The sequence below is a fragment of the Streptomyces sp. NPDC052299 genome, assembly GCF_040679335.1.
Lineage (GTDB): Bacteria > Actinomycetota > Actinomycetes > Streptomycetales > Streptomycetaceae > Streptomyces.
In genome coordinates this window covers 100,966-119,783 of record NZ_JBFAUP010000007.1, presented here as the reverse complement: position 1 = coordinate 119,783, position 18,818 = coordinate 100,966, and the positions used below count along the sequence as shown (strand labels likewise).

Annotated in this window: 20 protein-coding genes; 12 read left to right on the top strand and 8 right to left on the bottom strand. The window is 72.2% G+C overall.

Annotation, left to right across the window (positions count from 1 at the left end):
- The first annotated feature begins 215 nt into the window (after positions 1–215).
- From AB0L33_RS14245 to AB0L33_RS14235, 3 genes are all read left to right on the top strand, one after another.
- Positions 216–1,259 (top strand): acyl-CoA desaturase, encoded by a 1,044-nt coding sequence (locus tag AB0L33_RS14245; protein WP_365681055.1) that lies wholly within the window; start codon positions 216–218, stop codon positions 1,257–1,259.
- 104 nt (positions 1,260–1,363) lie between these two features.
- Positions 1,364–1,546, top strand: a complete 183-nt coding sequence (locus AB0L33_RS14240) for a hypothetical protein (RefSeq protein ID WP_164399881.1) — start codon at positions 1,364–1,366, stop codon at positions 1,544–1,546.
- Between the two features lie 29 nt (positions 1,547–1,575).
- The gene (locus AB0L33_RS14235) at positions 1,576–2,118 is read left to right on the top strand and encodes an MOSC domain-containing protein (protein WP_365681053.1); all 543 of its coding nucleotides are present in this window, start codon (positions 1,576–1,578) and stop codon (positions 2,116–2,118) included.
- A 58-nt stretch (positions 2,119–2,176) separates the two neighbouring features.
- On the opposite strand, the gene AB0L33_RS14230 is transcribed toward AB0L33_RS14235, so the two are convergent.
- Both AB0L33_RS14230 and AB0L33_RS14225 read right to left on the bottom strand, forming a co-directional pair.
- Entirely contained in the window at positions 2,177–3,103 is a 927-nt protein-coding gene (locus AB0L33_RS14230; protein WP_365681415.1) for a hypothetical protein, read from the bottom strand.
- Between the two features lie 118 nt (positions 3,104–3,221).
- On the bottom strand, positions 3,222–3,530 hold the full coding sequence (locus tag AB0L33_RS14225; protein WP_365681051.1) for a hypothetical protein: 309 nt from the start codon (positions 3,528–3,530) through the stop codon (positions 3,222–3,224).
- 110 nt (positions 3,531–3,640) lie between these two features.
- Here AB0L33_RS14225 and AB0L33_RS14220 point away from each other — a divergent pair, with 110 nt between their 5' ends.
- Positions 3,641–4,525: an oxygenase MpaB family protein gene (locus AB0L33_RS14220; RefSeq protein ID WP_365681049.1), complete on the top strand. Its 885-nt coding sequence runs from the start codon at positions 3,641–3,643 to the stop codon at positions 4,523–4,525.
- Here AB0L33_RS14220 and AB0L33_RS14215 read toward each other — a convergent pair.
- Positions 4,522–5,031, bottom strand: a complete 510-nt coding sequence (locus AB0L33_RS14215) for a MarR family winged helix-turn-helix transcriptional regulator (protein ID WP_365681047.1) — start codon at positions 5,029–5,031, stop codon at positions 4,522–4,524. The genes AB0L33_RS14220 and AB0L33_RS14215 overlap by 4 nt on opposite strands.
- A gap of 91 nt (positions 5,032–5,122) precedes the next feature.
- Between AB0L33_RS14215 and AB0L33_RS14210 the strand changes: the two genes are divergently transcribed.
- Positions 5,123–7,234 (top strand): MMPL family transporter, encoded by a 2,112-nt coding sequence (locus AB0L33_RS14210; RefSeq protein WP_365681045.1) that lies wholly within the window; start codon positions 5,123–5,125, stop codon positions 7,232–7,234.
- Positions 7,235–7,300: 66 nt separating this feature from the next.
- On the opposite strand, the gene AB0L33_RS14205 is transcribed toward AB0L33_RS14210, so the two are convergent.
- Positions 7,301–7,876 carry a TerD family protein gene (locus AB0L33_RS14205; protein ID WP_018105010.1) on the bottom strand — a complete coding sequence of 192 codons (576 nt, stop codon included), beginning with the start codon at positions 7,874–7,876 and terminating at the stop codon, positions 7,301–7,303.
- A 443-nt stretch (positions 7,877–8,319) separates the two neighbouring features.
- On the opposite strand from AB0L33_RS14205, the gene AB0L33_RS14200 reads away from it, so the two are divergent.
- The 5 genes from AB0L33_RS14200 (at position 8,320) to AB0L33_RS14180 (ending at position 12,905) form a co-directional block, all read left to right on the top strand.
- Positions 8,320–9,720 (top strand): LCP family protein, encoded by a 1,401-nt coding sequence (locus AB0L33_RS14200; protein WP_365681042.1) that lies wholly within the window; start codon positions 8,320–8,322, stop codon positions 9,718–9,720.
- A gap of 118 nt (positions 9,721–9,838) precedes the next feature.
- Positions 9,839–10,252 (top strand): roadblock/LC7 domain-containing protein, encoded by a 414-nt coding sequence (locus AB0L33_RS14195; RefSeq protein ID WP_365681041.1) that lies wholly within the window; start codon positions 9,839–9,841, stop codon positions 10,250–10,252.
- A 122-nt stretch (positions 10,253–10,374) separates the two neighbouring features.
- Complete coding sequence (locus tag AB0L33_RS14190; protein WP_365681039.1) at positions 10,375–11,580, top strand: DUF6397 family protein; 1,206 nt, start codon at positions 10,375–10,377, stop codon at positions 11,578–11,580.
- A gap of 30 nt (positions 11,581–11,610) precedes the next feature.
- Positions 11,611–12,099 (top strand): GNAT family N-acetyltransferase, encoded by a 489-nt coding sequence (locus AB0L33_RS14185; protein WP_365681037.1) that lies wholly within the window; start codon positions 11,611–11,613, stop codon positions 12,097–12,099.
- A gap of 176 nt (positions 12,100–12,275) precedes the next feature.
- Positions 12,276–12,905, top strand: coding sequence for an LAETG motif-containing sortase-dependent surface protein (locus AB0L33_RS14180; protein ID WP_365681035.1), 630 nt, complete (start codon positions 12,276–12,278; stop codon positions 12,903–12,905).
- 86 nt (positions 12,906–12,991) lie between these two features.
- Here AB0L33_RS14180 and AB0L33_RS14175 read toward each other — a convergent pair whose 3' ends face one another.
- Entirely contained in the window at positions 12,992–15,163 is a 2,172-nt protein-coding gene (locus AB0L33_RS14175) for a SpoIIE family protein phosphatase (RefSeq protein WP_365681033.1), read from the bottom strand.
- A gap of 189 nt (positions 15,164–15,352) precedes the next feature.
- On the opposite strand from AB0L33_RS14175, the gene AB0L33_RS14170 reads away from it, so the two are divergent.
- Positions 15,353–16,423, top strand: coding sequence for an enoyl-CoA hydratase/isomerase family protein (locus AB0L33_RS14170; RefSeq protein WP_365681030.1), 1,071 nt, complete (start codon positions 15,353–15,355; stop codon positions 16,421–16,423).
- A 36-nt stretch (positions 16,424–16,459) separates the two neighbouring features.
- Here AB0L33_RS14170 and AB0L33_RS14165 read toward each other — a convergent pair whose 3' ends face one another.
- Entirely contained in the window at positions 16,460–16,687 is a 228-nt protein-coding gene (locus AB0L33_RS14165; protein ID WP_365681028.1) for a hypothetical protein, read from the bottom strand.
- A gap of 89 nt (positions 16,688–16,776) precedes the next feature.
- Positions 16,777–17,262: a hypothetical protein gene (locus tag AB0L33_RS14160; RefSeq protein WP_365681026.1), complete on the bottom strand. Its 486-nt coding sequence runs from the start codon at positions 17,260–17,262 to the stop codon at positions 16,777–16,779.
- Positions 17,263–17,398: 136 nt separating this feature from the next.
- Here AB0L33_RS14160 and AB0L33_RS14155 point away from each other — a divergent pair, with 136 nt between their 5' ends.
- Entirely contained in the window at positions 17,399–18,253 is an 855-nt protein-coding gene (locus AB0L33_RS14155) for a pentapeptide repeat-containing protein (protein WP_365681024.1), read from the top strand.
- A gap of 3 nt (positions 18,254–18,256) precedes the next feature.
- Here the strand turns inward: AB0L33_RS14155 and AB0L33_RS14150 are convergent, their stop codons facing one another.
- The gene (locus AB0L33_RS14150) at positions 18,257–18,763 is read right to left on the bottom strand and encodes an SRPBCC family protein (RefSeq protein ID WP_365681022.1); all 507 of its coding nucleotides are present in this window, start codon (positions 18,761–18,763) and stop codon (positions 18,257–18,259) included.
- Between the last annotated feature and the right edge of the window lie 55 nt (positions 18,764–18,818).

Here is an 18,818-nt window from a genome sequence, read left to right as displayed (position 1 = left end):
AGGTCGCCGAGGGTACCCCAACTTCCTCGCTTCGGGGCCGTCGAGGATTGTGAGGTGTGCCACGTAGTGGTACGGGCGCGCTCTCCGGTGCAGTCGGCCCCCCACTCCGGGAGGGTGCTGGCACCACCACGCCCCGGGTGGTGGCGCCATGGTTCCGCATACCCCGTGAACCGTACGTTTCCTGAGGTCGGAGCGGATTCGAGACCGGAGACACCATGCCCCAGGCCACCCTTGCCGCAGCGGAACACACGCGTGACGGCGCCCGAAGCCCAGGAAGCGACTTCGCGCCCCTGCTGCGCGACGTCAAGGCGCAAGGACTCCTCGAACGGCGCACCGGCTGGTACGCCGTCGGCATCACCGTCAACCTCCTCGCCCTGGCTGCCGTGATCGCCGGCATCGTCCTCCTGGGCAACACCTGGTGGGTGCTGCCGCTCGCCCTGCCCCTGGCGGTCCTCTGGGCCCGTACCGCATTCGTGGGCCACGACGCGGGCCACGCCCAGATAACCGGCAACCGCAAGGTGAGCCGTGTGATCGGCCTCGTCCACGGCAATCTGCTCCTCGGCATGAACGAGGCGTGGTGGAACGACAAGCACGTACGCCACCACGCCAACCCCAACCACATCGACAAGGACCCCGATGTCGGTGTGGGCGCCCTCGTGTGGACCCAGAAGCAGGCGGCCCAGCGGGAGGGTTTCGCCCGATGGCTCACCCGAAACCAGGCCCGGCTGTTCTTCCCGATGCTGCTCCTCGAAGGCATCGCCCTCAAGGTCTCCGGATTCCAGTACCTGAAGCGGCAGTCCCCGCGCGAGAGCGCCCTGTCGGCCCTCCTGCTCACCGCGCACCTCGGCCTCTACGCGGCCCTGCTGTTCACCGTCATGTCCCCGGGCAAGGCGGTCGTCTTCGCGCTCGTGCACCACGCGCTCTTCGGGCTGCACCTCGGCATGGCCTTCGCCCCGAACCACAAGGGCATGGAGATGCCCGACCCCGACGGGGACCGCTGGGACCACCTGCGACGCCAGGTCCTCACCTCGCGCAACGTACGCGGAGCGGCCCTCACCGACTGGTTCCTCGGCGGCCTGAACTACCAGATCGAGCACCACCTCTTCCCGAGCATGCCCCGGCCGCACCTGCGCCTGGCCCAGCCCATGGTCAAGGCCCACTGCCAGGCCGTGGGCCTGCCGTACGCGGAGACCGGACCGGTCGAGTCCTACCGGCAGGCGCTCACCCACATGCACGAGGTCGGTGCGCCGCTGCGGTGACCGGTGCACTCCGCGCACGGGGGAGCGGGAACCAGGAACCGATGAGGGCGCGCGGACGTTCTCACCATCAGAGGCGGCCACGGGCCGCGGAGGAGGTATGGGCGATGTCGAACAGCGCCAAGATCGCCATCGGGGGAGTCGTCGTCGCGGTCGTCCTGATGCCCTTCATCGGGTTCTGGCTGTCCCTGCTCGTCCTGGTCGGAGTGCCGACGCTCGCGTACCTCGCCCTGGACCCCGGCCAGCGCCGACGCCTCCGTAGGATCACTCGCAAGGAGATCGGCCGCTGAGGGCCGTCCGCCGAGAGGGGTTATCCACTGTGAGTGGCACCGTGACCGCCGTCAGCAGGAACGAGACCTACAGCTTCACCAAGCCCAACCGCGACAGCGTCACGCTGCTCGCCGGCCTCGGCGTGGAGGGCGACGTGCACGCGGGGGTCACGGTCAAGCACCGCTCCCGCGTCGCCCAGGACCCCACCCAGCCGAACCTGCGCCAGGTCCACCTCATCCATGAGGAGCTCTTCGAGGAGGTCCGTGCGCTGGGCTTCCAGGTGGCGCCCGGCGACATCGGCGAGAACATAACGACCCGGGGGATCGATCTGCTGGCCCTGCCGGTCGGCACCCTGCTGCATCTCGGTGCGGAGGCCGTCGTCGAGGTGACCGGACTGCGCAATCCGTGCATGCAGATCGACGACTTCCAGGGCGGCCTCCTCAAGCAGGTCGTCGGCCGCGACGAGGCGGGCAACATCGTCCGCAAGGCCGGCATCATGAGCATCGTCACCGTCGGTGGCGTGGTCCGGCCCGGAGACCCGGTCAGGATCGAGCTCCCGGCCGAGCCGCACCGGCCGCTCGAACGCGTCTGAAAACCGTCCGGGTCCCGTGCTGGTCCCTCTCGGCCCGTCCGCGCCCGTCCCGGCGCGCTCAGAGGGGGCGTACGGCTATCGCGTCCAGGGCCGTGAGGAGACCGGGCAGCTCGGGCCCGCGCCGCACGGGCAGGATCTCGCCCGGGACCTCGTCCAGGAGCAGGAAGGCGATGTCATCGGTTCTGGCCACCATCGACCAGCCGGGGCCGTCGGCCCGGATCATCCGGGCGTCCCCGGGTGCGAACGAGGACCGGATACGACCCGGCGGCGGCGGATCGTCCAGATAGCCGCGGGCCTCGGCCAGGGCCCGCCGGATGCCGGGGTGCGGGCCGGACGGCGGTGACTGCGGCGCGTCTTCCGGGGCGGGGCCGGTCGCATCGGTGCCGGGGGCAGCGGCCCCATCCGCGGCCACCGCGTCTTCGCCGGTGGCCTCCGCGTCGTCCCCCGCCGCGGCCGTCCCGCTCTCCGGCGCGGAGTCCGTCGCCTCGTCCATCTGTTCGCGCCAGGCGGCCCACTGCGAGGCGATGGCGTCCGCGCCCAGGCGGCGCTGGGCGGGCCCCCACACATCGGTGTCCGGGGGCGTCAGGGGCGCCGGGCCCTCCCCGTCCGCCTCCGGCTCGGGCTCCGGGTCGTGCGGGGCGGGGACCCCCGGCGCGGCGACGGCCACGGCGAGCGGCCAACCGGGCAGCGCGCAGACCACCGAGGCGTCGTCCGGCGACAGGTCGTACTCCATGCCGCAGTCCCACGACGCGATGGCCACGGCCACCAGGGACACGTCGTCCACGACGACGGTCCACCGGGCGCCGTCGGAGTCCTGGCCCAGGACCAGCCCGTATCCCTCGGCGTACGGCTCGAGGCCCAGCGCGGCGCACGCCGCCGGATAGTCGTCGCCGAGCACGCTGGGGAACTGCGCGGGCGTCAGCAGGATCGCGGTCAGCACATACAGCGCGTCGTCGTCCACGACCGCGTCGTCCGTCCCGGTCACTGCGTTCTCCTCGTTCGTCATGGATTCCGTCGGCGCACCCTAACCAGCGGGTAACCCCGCCGTCGAGGCCCTGACAAGGACGGATGTCCCACGAACGCGTGCCCGGGCCCACCCCGGGTCAGGCGTCGGACAAGCCCAGCAGTTCCCGCGCCACCACCTGCGGCGGTTCGTTCCGTTCACGGGCCAGTGCGATCACCGCCCGGCAGGCGAGCTCGCTGACGCCGAAGGAAAGCTGCTCCGGCGACACCCAGGCGCTCGCCTCGTCCATCCGTTCCTCGTCGTCCTCGGCCGACGCCGCGACGAACACGGCCGCCGCCTCGAACAGGTTGTGCTGCCTGCGGCCGGCCGGCGCGGGAACCGTCGCCGGGCGGCCTCCCCTGCGGCCCGTGGTCACGGCTCTGCGCAGGACACCGAATATCGCGGTCATGGGGCAACCCGCCTTCCGTCGACACGTCGACGCGCGTGCGTCGCGCGTACTCAGCGTCTTGCCCCCGGACGTAGGCTGGGACACTCGACCTGGACAAGGGGGACGGTGCGGTGAAGCGTTACGACCGGCTGAAGGAGATCCAACGCCTCGATCCGGAGCGGGACTTCCTGGAGATCTACCGGATCACCGTCACCCGCGAGTTCCCGTGGGACATCACCCGCGCTCTCGAACTCGCCCTCTACCGCACCTATGCCGTCCCCAGCATCGGCCGTCTCCTCGCCGAGACAGCGGAACTGACGGACCGTACGCAGAAGCGGTACGACGACACCGCGCTCCTCCTGGACACCGTCGTGGAGCACGGCTTCGACAGCGACCCGGGGCGCACCGCCGTCCGCCGGATCAACCGGATGCACGCCGCCTACGACATCAGCAACGACGACATGCGCTACGTCCTGTGCACCTTCGTCGTCACCCCGAAGCGGTGGCTCGACGCCTACGGCTGGCGCCGGCTCTGCGACCACGAGCTGCGCGCGTTCGCCGCGTACTACAGGACGCTCGGCGCCCGCATGGGCATCAAGGACCTGCCGGAGACGTACGAGGATTTCGAGCGCACCCTCGACACCTACGAGGACGCCCACTTCGGCTGGGACGAGGGCGCGCGCTCAGTCTCCGACGCCACGCTCGACCTGATGGCGTCCTGGTACCCCCGGCCTCTCGCACCACTGGTACGCGGCGCGAGCCTCGCGCTCCTGGACGACTCGCTGCTGCGCGCCTTCCGCTACGAGCGCCCGGCGCCCCTGGCCCGGAGCCTGACCCGGGGCGCGCTGCGGCTGCGCGCCCGCGCCGTACGTCTGCTGCCGCCGCGCACCACACCGCACTACGCACGGCAGAACCCCGAGATCAAGGGCTACCCGAACGGATACGAGGTGGCGTCCCTGGGAACGTTCCCCACCCCAGGGGTGCGCGGCTGCCCGGTCCGCGACCTCACGCCCTAAGCCCCTGGGCCGGTGCGGCGCAGTTGCGTCAGCTCCTCGTTCATCGCCTGCAGGAAGCGGATCACGACACGCAGCTCGTCCTCCGCGAACTGCGTGCGCGCCGCTTCCGTGCCCGCAGCCAGCGGCTTGAAGAAGTCTCGGGCCACACGTTTCGCGGCGGGCGCGTAGTGCAGGTGCACCACACGCCGGTCGCCGCCGTCCCGTACCCGTCGGATGTGTCCCGCGCGTTCCAGCCGGTCAAGACACGCGGTCACCGCCCCCGAGGTGAGATTCAGCTGGTCACGCAGCCGCCCGGGAGTCATGGCCGGGCCGCCCTCGCCCCGGTCCGCGTCGAGGATGGCGACCAGGGCCTGCATGTCCGTCGGGTGCAGGCCCTGGGCCTGCGCGAACTCATGTGCGATGCGGTTGAACTCACTGTTCATACGCCTCAGCAGCACGGCGAACGACTGGAGGCTCGTGGGCCCGTCGTCCGTGCCTCTGTCCGGGCTCTCGTCTGCGGTGCGCATGCCTCTACAGTAATATCTCTTGATCATTGAGATAATGAATGGCCGAGAGACTTCGGGTCATGTGTGTCATGTGTCGATCCCTGAGGAAACAATGAAGCCCCCACCGAGGCACCGCATCGTCCGCTGGCTCCTGCCCGTAGCACTGCTCGTCGTCTGGCTCGGAATCGGCGGGGCACTCGGCCCGTACGCCGGCAAGCTCGGCGAGGTCGCGACCAACGACCGTGCGGCGTTCCTGCCGCGCAGCGCCGAGTCGACCCGGGTCGCGGACGAGCAGAAGGCGTTCCAGCGGGCCGGGACCGTGCCCGCGATCGTCGTCTGGACCGGCGATGACGGCGGACTCCCGGACGGCGCCCGCGCCTCCGCGACCCGCGCGCTCGCCTCCCTGGCCGGGGAGCCCGGCGTGGTCGGCACACCGTCACCCGCGCTGCCGTCCGAGGACGGCGATGCCCTGTCGGGCGTCGTGCAACTGCGTTCCGACCTCGGGGACGAGCTTCCGGACACCCTGGGACGGGTGCGCGACGCCGCCGGTTCGGTGGCGGGCACGAGCGCCGAGATCGCCGGCCCCGCGGCCACCCAGGCCGACCTCAAGGACGCGTTCGCCGGGATCGACGGGCTCCTCCTGGGGGTGGCGCTCGCCGCCGTCCTCGTGATCCTGCTGCTGGTCTACCGCAGTGTGCTGCTGCCGTTCCTGATCATCATCAGTGCCGTCTTCGCCCTCGCGCTGGCCTGCGCGATCGTCTACGTCCTCGCGGACCACGACGTCGTCCTCGTGGACGGCCAGGTCCAGGGCATCCTGTCGATCCTGGTGATCGGCGCGGCCACCGACTACGCGCTCCTGCTGACCGCGCGCTTCCGGGAGGAACTGGCGGTCCACGGCGACCGGACGACGGCCGCCCGCGCGGCCCTCCGCCGCTCCTTCGGCGCCATCGTCGCGAGCGCCGCCACCGTGGCGCTCGGGCTGCTCGCGCTGCTGCTCAGCGACCTGACGAACAACCGGGCCCTGGGGCCTGTCGGTGCGATCGGCATCGTCTGCGCGGTGCTGAGCACGATGACCTTCCTGCCCGCCGTGCTGGTGCTGTGCGGGCGGGCGGCGTACTGGCCGGCCAAGCCGCGCCCCGTGGACGAGGCGACCGGCGGGCACGGGATCTGGCGCCGCGTCGCCGCGCGCGTCGACGGGTCCCCGCGCAAGGTGTGGCTCTCCTGCGCGGTCCTCCTGGTCGCCTGCGCCGCGTTCGCCCCCACCCTGAAGTCGCACGGCGTCCCGCTGGACGAGATCTTCGTGAACGACGCCCCCTCGGTCTCCGCCCAGGCCACGCTGAGCAAGCACTTCCCGGGCGGCTCCGGCAACCCCGCCGTCGTCATCGCCGACGCCGACAGTGCCGACGAGGTGACCGGGGCCGCCGAGGCGACACCCGGGGTGGCCTCCGCCGCGCCCGTCACGGCCTCGGGCCGGCCCGGCGGGGGCAAGCCGCTCGTGGTCGACGGCCGGGTGCGCGTCGACGTCACCCTGAAGGACGCGGCGGACAGCGACGCGGCGACGGAGACCGTCAAGCGTCTGCGTACCGCCGTCCATGCCGTCCCCGGCGCCGACGCGCTCGTCGGCGGCTACACGGCACAGCAGTACGACACCCAGCGCACCGCCGAGCGCGACCGGGACATCATCGTTCCTGTGGTGCTCGTCATCATCCTGCTGATCCTGATCGGTCTGCTGCGGTCGGTCCTGGTGCCGGTGCTGCTGGTGGCCACCGTCGGCCTCAACTTCCTGGCGACCCTCGGCGTCTCGGCCCTGGTCTTCGAGCACGCCTTCGGCTTCAGCGGCACGGACGCCTCGGTGCCCCTGTACGGATTCGTGTTCCTGGTGGCCCTCGGCGTCGACTACAACATCTTCCTCATGTCGCGGGTCCGCGAGGAGGCGCTGGAACACGGAGCGCGCCAGGGCATGCTGCGGGGCCTGGTGAGCACCGGCGGCGTCATCACGTCGGCGGGCGTGGTGCTGGCGGCCACCTTCGCCGCGCTCATCGTGATCCCGCTCGCCTTCCTCGCGCAGATCGCGTTCATCGTGGCCTTCGGCGTCCTGCTGGACACGCTCGTGGTGCGGTCACTGCTGGCGCCCGCGCTGGTCGTGGACATCGGCCCCAGGGCGTGGTGGCCGAGTGCCATCAGCCGTACCGCGCGCGAAGGGGAGCCGTCGCACTCCGGCTGACGGCCGCCCGGACGGAGCCGGCCCGGCCACCGCGGACGCGGAGCCGGGCCGGTGGGGCGGTCACCCTCAGACGTTCACGCCGAAGTCCTTCGCGATGCCCGCCAGGCCGGAGGCGTACCCCTGGCCGACCGCACGGAACTTCCACTCGCCGCCGTGCCGGTACAACTCGCCGAACACCATCGCGGTCTCCGTCGAAGCGTCCTCGCTGAGGTCGTACCGGGCGAGCTCGACGCCGTTGGCCTGGTTCACGACGCGGATGAACGCGTTGCGCACCTGGCCGAAACTCTGCCCCCGGCTCTGCGCGTCATGGATGGAGACTGGGAAGACTATCTTCGCCACATCGGCGGGTACCGCCGACAGGTTCACGTTGATGGACTCGTCGTCGCCCTCGCCCTCACCCGTCAGGTTGTCCCCGGTGTGCTGGACGGAGCCGTCCGGGCTGTTGAGGTTGTTGTAGAAGACGAAGTGCAGGTCGGAGACCACCTTTCCGTGATCCGCGCACAGCAGCGCACTGGCGTCGAGGTCGTAGTCGGCCCCCGTCGTCGTGCGTACGTCCCAGCCCAGGCCGACCGTCACCGCGGTCAGGCCGGGCGCCTCCTTCGACAAGGAGACGTTGCCGCCCTTGGCCAGGGTCACACCCATGAACTTCCTCCAATGATCCAGTGGTTCACCGACCGCGCCCCGCCCGTTCCGGCGGTCCGCCGTCCGGCCGTCGCCCGGAACGGACGGCGGCTGTTCCCTCACTCTTCAGGAAACGCGAGGTTTTGCCCAGGGCGCGACGGCGTCCCGTCCGATTCATCACGGCGCGGGCGGGGAAGACGCCCTTCGACCCGTCGGCTTCCGGCGTCTTCCGGTCAAACTTTCACTTGGCCCTGTGGGGAGGGGGCATCGGACTGACGATGGTCAGGTCCGGGGCGCACGAAGTCATCGCACGTCACGACCAGAAAACCGCACAACCGCACGACCGTGCGGGCGCCGCCGGGAGGCGTCCCCGCGCGGCAGCCGTACGAACGGGGTGGCCCATGGCAAGCAGGAACAGAGCGACAGGGGCGGGGAGGAGGGGAAGCCGGCTGCGGCGTACGGCGGTGTCCGCGCTGTCCTTCCTCGTCCTGCTGGTCGCCGGGATCGGCTGGGGATATCTGAAACTCACCGGCAATATCGACACGTTCAGCGCCGACGGCGTATCCGGCGACCGGCCGCCCGGCTCCTCCGGGGGGCAGAACGTCCTCGTCATCGGGTCGGACACCCGCTCGGGCAAGAACAAGGGGCTGGCCGGAGCCACCGGCGAGGTCGGCCGCTCGGACACCGTGCTCCTGCTGCATGTTTACGCCGATCGCAAACATGCCGTGGCCGTATCGGTTCCCCGTGATGCCATGGTCGACATCCCGGCCTGCCGGAAGCCCGACGGGAGTTGGACCGCCCCGCGCCACCACAGCCAGTTCAACGGAGCGTTCTCGGTCGGGGAGACCGTCGAGGGCAACCCGGCCTGCACCCAGAACACCGTGGAGCAGCTGACCGGACTGCGCGTCGACCACACCGTCGTCATCGACTTCGCGGGGTTCTCCGCGCTGACGTCCGCCGTCGGCGGAGTGCCGGTGTGCCTGCCGAACGACGTGTACCAGCGCGACCTGAACCCCAAGCGGACGACCCGTGGCGCCCTCGTCTTCGAGAAGGGCCCGCAGACGGTTTCGGGCCAACGCGCCCTCGACTACGTACGGCTGCGCCACGGCATCGGTGACGGCTCGGACATAGGGCGGATCAAGCGGCAGCAGGCATTCGTCGCCTCCCTCGTCAAGAAGATCAAGTCGCGCGGCATGAATCCCACGACCCTCCTGCCGCTGGCCGACGCCGCCACCGACGCGATGACCGTCGACCCCGGACTCGGCTCGGCCGACAAGCTGCTCTCCTTCGCCCTCTCGATGAAGAACATCGACCTGCACAACACCAAGTTCATCACCGTTCCGTGGCGTTACGAGGGCGAGCGCGTCGCCGTCGTGGAGCTCGATGCCGACGCGCTGTGGGCCGCGCTGAAGGGTGACCGCCCCCTCGACGCCAAGGCGGGCGCCACGGCGTCTCCCAAGGCTTCACGGTCGCCCGTCTCGGGTGCGGGCATCCAGGTCGCGGTCTACAACGGCACCACGGTGCCCGGACTCGCGGCCGAGGCGGCCGGGCTCCTGCGGGAACACGGCTTCACCGTCACGAACACGGCCACCGCGCAGGACCAGACCCGCTCCACGACCGTCGTCACGTACGGTCCCGGCCTGCGGGACGAGGCCCGCGGCACGGCCGGGCTCTTCCCCGGCGCGCGGATCATCGAGTCCGCCGACGCGGGAAGCGGCATCCAGGTCACTGTCGGGCAGGACTACGCGGACAACCCCTCGGCCACGCCCGGCGGCGCGTCCGCCACGCCGGAGGTGCCGGCCGCGATCGCCGACGAGGCCCGGTCTGCGGACGACGACCCGTGCGAGAACCTCTCCTACGGCTGAGCGGAGGTGGCCGCATCCCGACCTGTGCCGGGAGTGGGGTGCTTGCCCCTACGTGACCCGTGCGCAAGGCTTGCCCACGAGCGAGGGACGGGGAACGCGTGAACGGGGAGGAAACGGAATGACGATGGACAGGGGACTCGACTGGCTCCTGGACGACCTCACCAAGCGGGTGGCGCACATACGGCACGCCCTGGTGTTGTCGAACGACGGTCTGGTGACCGGCGCGAGCACCGGGCTCGCCCGCGAGGACGCCGAGCATCTGGCGGCCGTCTCGTCGGGGCTGCACAGCCTGGCCCGCGGGTCGGGCCGGCACTTCCGTGCCGGGAAGGCCCGGCAGACCATGGTGGAGTTCGACGAGGCACTGCTCTTTGTGACGGCGGCGGGGGAAGGCAGCTGCCTGTGCGTGCTGAGTGAGGCGGAGTCGGACGTCGGTCAGGTGGCGTACGAGATGACGCTGCTCGTCAACAGGGTGGGACAGCACCTCGGTGTGGACTCGCGGCAGAACGGCGCCGGGGGCGTCGACCGGCTCTGACGCGCTGGGCGCACTGCCGGCCGCCGCCGGGTCCGTGGAGTTGTCCACAGGCCCGGCGGCGGTTGACATTCTCGGACTACTCTGATTGCAGAGAGTAATCATAGGGTGCGGGGAGTGATGTCATGACGACGAGAGAACAGCCGAAGAACGTGGCTGTGGGTGGCAATTCGGCGCGTGGAGGGGGCGCGGTGCCCGGCACCGTGCGTGACGATGCCGGGTGTACCTTCGGCCCGGCCCGCGCCGCTACGGAACTCGGCCTCAAACGGCACGAGTTCGATCTCGCCGTGTACCTGGGCGCCGTCCGGGTGAGGAGTGGGCCGGACGGCCGCCCCAGGATCGACCGCGAGGAGATCGAGCGCCTGCGGGCCCACGAGGATTCCGCCGGTGCCCTGCGTGAACGGGTGCGCACGGTGGGGACCGCCGAGGGGGCCCAACTGCTCGGGATCAGCCCGGTCCGCTTCACCCGGCTCGCCCGGGCCGGATGCATCACGCCCGTAGCCTTCTACCTCAACCGGTACCGTGCGGTGGTGTGGGTCTATCTCGCCCAGGAGCTAGAAACGTTCGCCTCCCGGTCGCCTGAGCTCCTGGTGGGCAACAGCCCGCCCTGGATGCGGAGTCGGCTGGACGCCGGGTCGGACTTGCGGCCGCGCAACTGGCGCTCCCGACGGATCGAGCGCTTGCTCGCGCTCACGGACGACCCATGGGTGCGCGCGGCGATCGTTGCCCAGGGGCTGGATCCGGTCCAGTTGGCGGAGATCGTGGACGACCCCTACGAGCGGGCGCACTTCACCAGGGTCAGGCCGGAGGCGGCGTTCGGGCGACAGGGGTCGGTCGCCGGCCGCGACGCGATGGCGCGGCTGATGCCCGCCGACGAACCGGACGAGATCCTGTGGCGCCGGATCAGCCTGATCACCGAGTTGGACGCCGCTCGGGAGGCGCGGCCGGCGCCACGGCCGGGGGACGGGCCAAGAGATGCTGCGGACGCGGTGCTCGCCGGGTCGACTGCCTCCGTGCGGCCCCAAGCGCCCGACGGGGCCACCGCGCCGGGCGAACCCGCCGCGCCGGGCCCGGACCCGGCGGGGCCCGGGCCGGAGGACTCGGAGCCGGGGGGAGGCGTCGGCCGGCACGCCCGGCCCGGAAGACCGCCGCGGTTGCTGGCCCGGTTGCGGGGGCGTGCGTTCCGGGGGTTGGGGCTCCGGCGGCCGCGGCCGGTCGGGCAGCCGGGCGTACCGCGGCCGGCGGGCGCCGGAAGGCCGGGGCAGGACCGGCGCGTACGCGGGGCGGGGCGGTGCGGGGAGGTACGGGACGCTGCGGATAACCGCTGGTGATCGCGGCGCCGACCAGGCATTCTGTGCGCCATGCTGATCAGGGAAGCCACCCCCGAGGACTGGCCCGCCATCTGGCCGTTCTTCCACGAAATCGTCGCCGCCGGCGAGACCTTCACCTACCCCCTCGACCTTCAGGAGGCGGACGCCGCCGACTGGTGGCTCCTCAAGCCGCCCAACCGGACCGTGGTCGCGGTCGCCGACGACGGGACCGTCCTCGGCACGGCGAAGATGAACAAGAACCACATGGGCAACGGATCGCACATCGCCAGTGCCAGTTACATGGTCGACCCCGGGCACTCCGGGCGCGGTGTCGGGCGCGCCCTGTGCGAGTACAGCATCGACTGGGCCCGCACGGCCGGGTACCGGGCCATGCAGTTCAACGCGGTGGTGGAGACCAACACCGCTGCGGTGAAGCTGTACCGCTCACTGGGCTTCGACATCCTGGGCACTCTGCCCGAAGGGTTCGACCACCCGGTCGAGGGCTTCGTAGGACTCCACATCATGCACCGCCGACTCTGAACGCGGGACGCCGCCGGGGCGGCCAGGACCCTGTCCGGCATGTCCCAACCGGCGCCGGTGTGGGGGTTGTTGTGACGCGGAAACGACTGTGGGGCGGGTGCACACAGGAGCGAAGGGGGCAGTACTGTGCGCTGCACCGCCCATACGGGCGCGAAACATCTGCGGAGGAAATATCCATGACCATACCCAGGAGACTGTGGCGCGCAGCGGGGACTCTCGCCGCCGCCACGGTGGTCGGCCTCTCCGGCGCGGTCCTCACCGCCGGTCCGGCCGCAGCTCACACCCCCACCTGGGACGTGACCTGTGACGAAGTGAGCCTGCACCTCACTCAGTACAACGCCGACGTCACCAACGAGGTGACCGTCACGGTGGACGGCAACCCCCTGCTGCCGACGGAGAAGTTCGGCAGGAACTTCGAGAAGAAGCTCGCGCTGCCGGAGCACGACCAGCCGCTGACGGTCTACCTCGTCGTCAAGGCCGGGGACGGCGACCAGTACTCGAAGGAAGAGACCAAGCAGGCGCCGGTGTGTGAGGGCGCCCCGCCGTCGAAGCCGACGCCGACCCCGTCGGAGACGAAGCCGTCCCAGACGCCCACCACGGCATCGCCCAGCCCGAGCGACAAGCCGAGCCAGACCGTCTCGGCGGCCGCGCCCGCCGCGGCGACCCCGAGCCCCAGCTCGCCGGACCTGGCCGAGACCGGTTCCTCGTCCGCCACGCCGATCATCGGTGGGGCGGCGGTGGCCGTGCTGCTGGCCGGCGGCGGCATCATGTGGTCGGTGCGCAAGCGCCGCACCGCGCAGCACTGACGTAGACCCCGCCGCCCGGACGCGCACAGCGGAGGGGCGGCGGGGCCGAGGGGCGCACCGTCACGCGCGACGTGGCGATGCGCCCCTCACCGTTGCGCGCCCCCGCCTCCCGGGCCGCGCCCGAGCGGTTTCGCGGCGTGCCGGTGGACGGGGGGTGTGGTGGGCGGCGCGCCCGGTCCGATCTCGCACCAGACCGCCTTGCCGTCGCCGCGGGGCTCGATGCCCCAGCGCGTGGAGACGGCGTCGAGCAGCAGCAGCCCCCGGCCGGACGTCGCGGTCTCGCCCGGTGACCGGCGGCGGGGCCAGGCGCTGGAGCGGTCCTGCACCGACAGCCGAACCCGGCGGACCGGCTCGGGCAGCACCTCCAGGGTCAGGACGGCCCCGCCCTCCGTGTGGAGCAGCACGTTCACCAGCAGCTCCCCGGTCACCAGCTCGGCGTCGTCCGCCAGTTCGGCCATGCCCCAGTCGGTCAGGGCCTGGCGCACGATGGTCCGCGCCTCGGACAGCCCTTCCGGGTCGGCCTGGTGGATGTACTGGTGGAGCCTCGGCGCGCGCGGCGACCCGACGTCGGGACTGCGGCGCAGCACCAGCAGCGCGACGTCGTCCCCGGAGCCCCACCGCTCCCACAGCCGGTCCGACAGATGGTCGGCCAGCGCCTCCGCGCCCGCCGGTCCCGCGCTGACCTCGGTGATCAGGGTGCGCACCCCCGCGTCGATGTCGGCGCCCGGCTCCTCCACCAGCCCATCGGTGTACAGCACCAGCGTCTCGCCCGGCACCAGGTCGAGCCGGGTCTCCGGATACTCCTCGTCGCCGAAGTCGGTCGAGATGCCCAGCGGCATGCCGCCGCGCACCCGAGGGCTGCCGACGCGGCCGTCCATGTGGCGGATCAGCGGCCCGAAATGGCCGGCCCGCACCACCCGGACCGTCCCGGTCGCCAGATCGACCTGCGCATAGGCGCACGTCGCGAACCGGTCCGTGTCCAGCTCGGCGAGGAAGCGTGAGGCGCGGGCCAGGACCGTCGAGGGCGGATGCCCCTCGGCGGCGTACGCGCGCAACGCGATCCGGAGCTGCCCCATGATCGCCGCCGCGTGGGTGTCGTGCCCCTGGACGTCGCCCACCACGACCCCGAACCGCCCCTTGGGCAGGGCGATCACGTCGTACCAGTCACCGCCGACCTGCCGACCGCTCCACGCCGCGTGGTAGCGGACCGCGATCTCGCCGCCCTCGATGTCGTGGATGCGGCGCGGCAGCATCGCAGCCTGCAGCCCCGTGGCGAACTCGCGCTCCTCGTCGAACAGCTTGGCCCGCTGAAGCGACTGGGCGACGATCGCGGCGAGGCCGAGGCACAGATTCCGCTCGTCGGCCGTGAAGGCGGTGTGCTGCTTGTAGAAGAGGGCCAGGCCGCCGAGGGTCCTCGCCTGGGCGACGAGCGGCAGATAGGCCGCCGCCCGGAACTTCAGCCGGTCCATGTGAGGCTCGAGCACCGGATAGCGCCGCGTCAGCGTCGCCGGTGAACCGAGGAAGCGGGGGCGCCCGCTGAGCACGGTGTCGGCCAGCGGATATGCCGGGTCGAGCCGGCCCGAACTCAGGTCGTCCAGGATCTCCAGGGACTCACCGCTCAGCGCGATGACGTTCAGTGCCGCGTTGTCCAGCAGCCCGAGGGCCAGCCCGTCCGCGCCCAGCCGCGCCAGCCCGCCCGGACCGGTCAGGGCGGCGGTCACATCGTCCACCGTCACCGCGCGCGACAAGGCGCTCGTCGTGCGTTCGACAATGTCGGTCTGGCGGCGCCGGCGCTTTTCCAGTTGCAGCACGAAGTCCGAATGGGTGACCTCGGCGGTCGCGTCCCGCACCAGGCCGATCACCCGGCGCGCCCTCCCGTTCTCGTCCCGCAGGATGCGCCCCTGGACGTGCGTCCACTGCTCCCGGCCATCGGCGAGCGGCATCCGGAAATGGACGCTGTACGAGCTGCCCGAGCCCTTCAGCGCCTCGTCGGTCGCCACACCCAGCCGCGCACGCTCCTCCGGGTCCAGCAGCTCCGCCAGGGACTCCGGGCGCGCGTCGAAGGCGGCCGGGTCCAGACCGAACACCATCAGCCCCGCCTCGTCCACGTCCAGGGTCCAGGCGTCCAGGTCCCAGTCGAAGCTCCCCGTCCGGTTCATGGCCAGCCGCTCCGCCGTACCGGTCTCGCCGGCCGGCGCCGTGCCCTCCGGCCGGCCGTGCGGTCCCGGGACGACCGGCGGCCGGTTCTGATCGGTCATTCCAGCTCCGAGGATCGTCCGGCGAGTCCGCCGTACGGCGTGTCTCAATTGTCCGGCCGGTCCGGCACGCCTGCCACAGCGGAGACCACCCCGCACCGCCCACCCCCGGAGGGCCCGCGCACAATGGCAGCGGAGCACCGTCCCCACACCGGCGGACGGCACGGCACCCGGGCTGAGCGGAGCACACGCATGAACCACGAGGACCCCGTCCTGCTGCACACCGAAGGACGCGTCCGCCACCTCACGCTCAACCGGCCCCGCGCCCTGAACGCGCTCAACCACGCCATGGTGCGGCTCATGGCCGACGCGCTCGACGCGGCCGAAGGCGACGAGTCCGTCGTCGCCGTGCTGCTCACCGGTGCGGGGGAGCGCGGCCTCTGCGCGGGCGGCGACATCCGTGCCGTCCGCGACGACGCCCTGTCCGGAGGCGCCACCTCGCTGGACTTCTGGCGGGACGAGTACCGGCTCAACGCACGGATCGCCCGCTTCCCGAAGCCGTACGTCGCCCTGATGGACGGCATCGTGATGGGCGGCGGCGTCGGAGTCTCGGCCCACGGCTCCGTGCGCATCGTCACGGAGCGCTCCCGCGTCGCCATGCCGGAGACCGGCATCGGATTCGTCCCGGACGTCGGCGGAACGTACCTGCTGGGCGCCGCACCCGGCGAACTCGGCACACACCTCGCGCTCACCGGCGAGTCGGTCGGCGCGGCCGACGCCCTGCTCTGCGGACTCGCCGACCACTTCGTGCCCGCCGAAGGGCTCGCCCGCCTCGTCGCCGCCCTGGCCGACTGCGGGAGCGCCGAGGCCGTCACCGCGACCGTCGCGGACCACGCCCGCCCCGCCCCCGGAGGCGAGCTCGACGCGCACCGCGCCTGGATCGACTCCTGCTACGCGGCGGACACCGTCGAGGAGATCGTGGACCACCTCGCCGGCCATGGGGACCCGGCCGCCAAGCAGGCCGCGGCGACCATCCTGGCCAAGGCGCCCACCTCGCTCAAGGTGACGCTCGAAGCGGTGCGCCGGGCGCGCCGCCTCGGCGGGCTCGAAGCGGTACTCGACCAGGAATACCGGGTCTCGACCGCCGCCTTCGCGGGGCCCGACCTGGTGGAGGGCGTCCGCGCCCAGATCGTGGACAAGGACCGCAACCCCCGCTGGCACCCGGCAGAGCTCGCCCAGGTCACCGACGAGGACGTGGCCCGCCACTTCGCGCTCCTGGGCGATCGCGAACTCGGCCTCGCGCCACTCCCCGAGGCGGGCTGAGGCCCCCCGCCGGGGACGCCCGCCCCGGCGGCCTCCTCAGCGGTCGCTGCCCGTCAGGCTCGGCCGGAGCGCCCCGACCAGTTCGAAGAACCGCGTCTCGTTGCCCGCGAACCCGGCGCGCCGGAGCGCCCCGTCCGCCTCCTCCATCGGCGACGTGAGCAACGGCAGATACAACGGGGCCTCGTCCGGGTCGGACAGGGCAGCCCGGGTGGCCTCCAGTAAACGGACATACGCCTGCGCCGCCGCGAGCTCGTCCTTGCGCATCTCAGCATCTCCCGGTCAGAGGTGTCGGACCCCACCAGCATCCCCCATGGGTCTGACAACGACGGCCGGCGAGTGGCACGGCACGACCACTATCGGCCGTCCGGCCGACCCGCCGGCGGCTCGACCTCCAGGAACCGGCGACCGCGCGGCCCCCGGTACAACAGCGCGGTCCAGCCCAACTCCCGCAGCGCCTCCGCGCACCGGGGCAGCTCGCTCTCCTCCTCGTACGCCGCCCCGCTCCCGGCCGGGCCCAGCCACTCCACCCGCACCGTCCCCGGCGACGGTCCCGCCGTCACGCGGTAACCCTTTCCCGTACGCCCGCCTGACGGGCCGACGGCCGAGGCGGGCAGCCCCGCGGCCTCCAGGGCCAGGGCCACCGCCCGTACCGGACGGTGCAGTTCCCAGGGCGCGGGCACCGACTCCGGATCGGCCCGGCCGCTGTTCACCAGCCGTCTGATCTGCACCAGCCCGGCCAGCGCCGACCGCACCGCAGCGGCGCGCGCCCGCGCATCCCCGGGGACCGGGGGGCCGTCCCCGGTCGCCGGTTCGAACCCGCTCTCCTCCTCGCCGCGCATCCGCGACCCCCTCCGTCCCGTCCCCATGACGCACTGCTGCCAGTGTGCGTCGCCCCACCGACAACGGCCGACCGGACACGAGCCGATAAGCTCCGGTGCTGCTCACGAACACCGCGCCCCGGAGGATTCACCCACCGTGCCCGACACCGACCGACCCTCCGGCACCGACCGCCGGCACGGAGACGGCCGTGACGCCCTGCGCGCCGACTGCGGCAGTTGCTTCGCCCTGTGCTGCGTTGCCCTGACGCTCACGCGCTCCGCCGACTTCGCCGTCAACAAGGCGGCGGGCACGCCCTGCCGGAACCTCCGGGACGACTTCCGCTGCGGCATCCACGCGCGGCTGCGCACCGAGGGCTTTCCCGGCTGCACCGTCTACGACTGCTTCGGGGCCGGTCAGAAGGTGTCGGTGGAGATCTTCGGGGGCCGGGACTGGCGCGGCGCACCGGAGACCGCGCAGCTGATGTTCGAGGTCTTCCCGGTCGTCCGGCAACTCCACGAACTGCTCTGGTACCTGACGGAAGCGGCCGCCCTCGCCCCCGCCCGCGCCCTGCGTCCCGAGATCCGGCGCACCCTCGAAGCGACCGAAGCCCTGACCCGCCTCGACGCCGCCGCCCTGGCGGAGCTCGACGTGGCCGCCCACCGGGGCGAGGTCGCCGTGCTCCTCGGCCGCGTGAGCGAACTCGTACGCGCCACGGCCCCCGGCCGCAAGAAGCGCGGCCACCGGGGCGGCGACCTCGTGGGCGCCCGGCTCAGGAAGGCGGACCTGCGGGGCGCCGATCTGCGCGGCGCCTACCTCATCGCGGCGGACCTCGGCGGCGCGGACCTGCGCCTCGCGGACGTCATCGGCGCGGACTTCCGGGACGCGGATCTGTCGGGCGCCGACCTGACCGGGGCGCTGTTCCTGACACAGGCGCAGGTGAACGCCGCCCGGGGGAGCGCCGCCACCCGGCTCCCGTCGTCGCTGAGCCGCCCCGCGCACTGGGCGGCGTGACCGTCAGGCGTCCGGCGACTCCAGAGCCGCCTTGAGGCGTTCGAGCGTGGTGCGGATGTTCCGGCGCTGGAACACGGCGAAGGTGTGCCCCCGGGTCGCCACCCGGTCGAAGGCGTTGGCCACGACGTCCGGCCAGGCGCGGCGGTCGTCCGTCCAGGTCTCCGTGACGCGGGTCCCGCCCTCCACCGCCTCGAAGCGGTACTCCCACGTGGCGATCGGCCCGCGCAGCAACGGCCGCCGCGCACCGATCGCGTGGACCCGGAACGCGAAGCGCAGCCCCGGGTCGGCCGCCGTCACCGTGCACCGGGTCGTCCAGCTCACCGGCCCGCGCTTGTTGCGCCCGTCGAAGACCATGCCGACGTACGCCTCGCGGCGTTCCCCCAGCACCCGCGCCCCCAGGTTCTCCGGGCTCCAGCGGCCCATCGCGGTGGGGTCGCTCAGCCGGGCGTAGACCTCCAGCGGACCGGTGTGCACGACGACGCTGTCCGACACGGACATGGTGCGGGGCATGGGGCACTCCGTTCCGCGGCCGGCTGCGGTGACCAGCGGGCGTCGGACCGGCCGC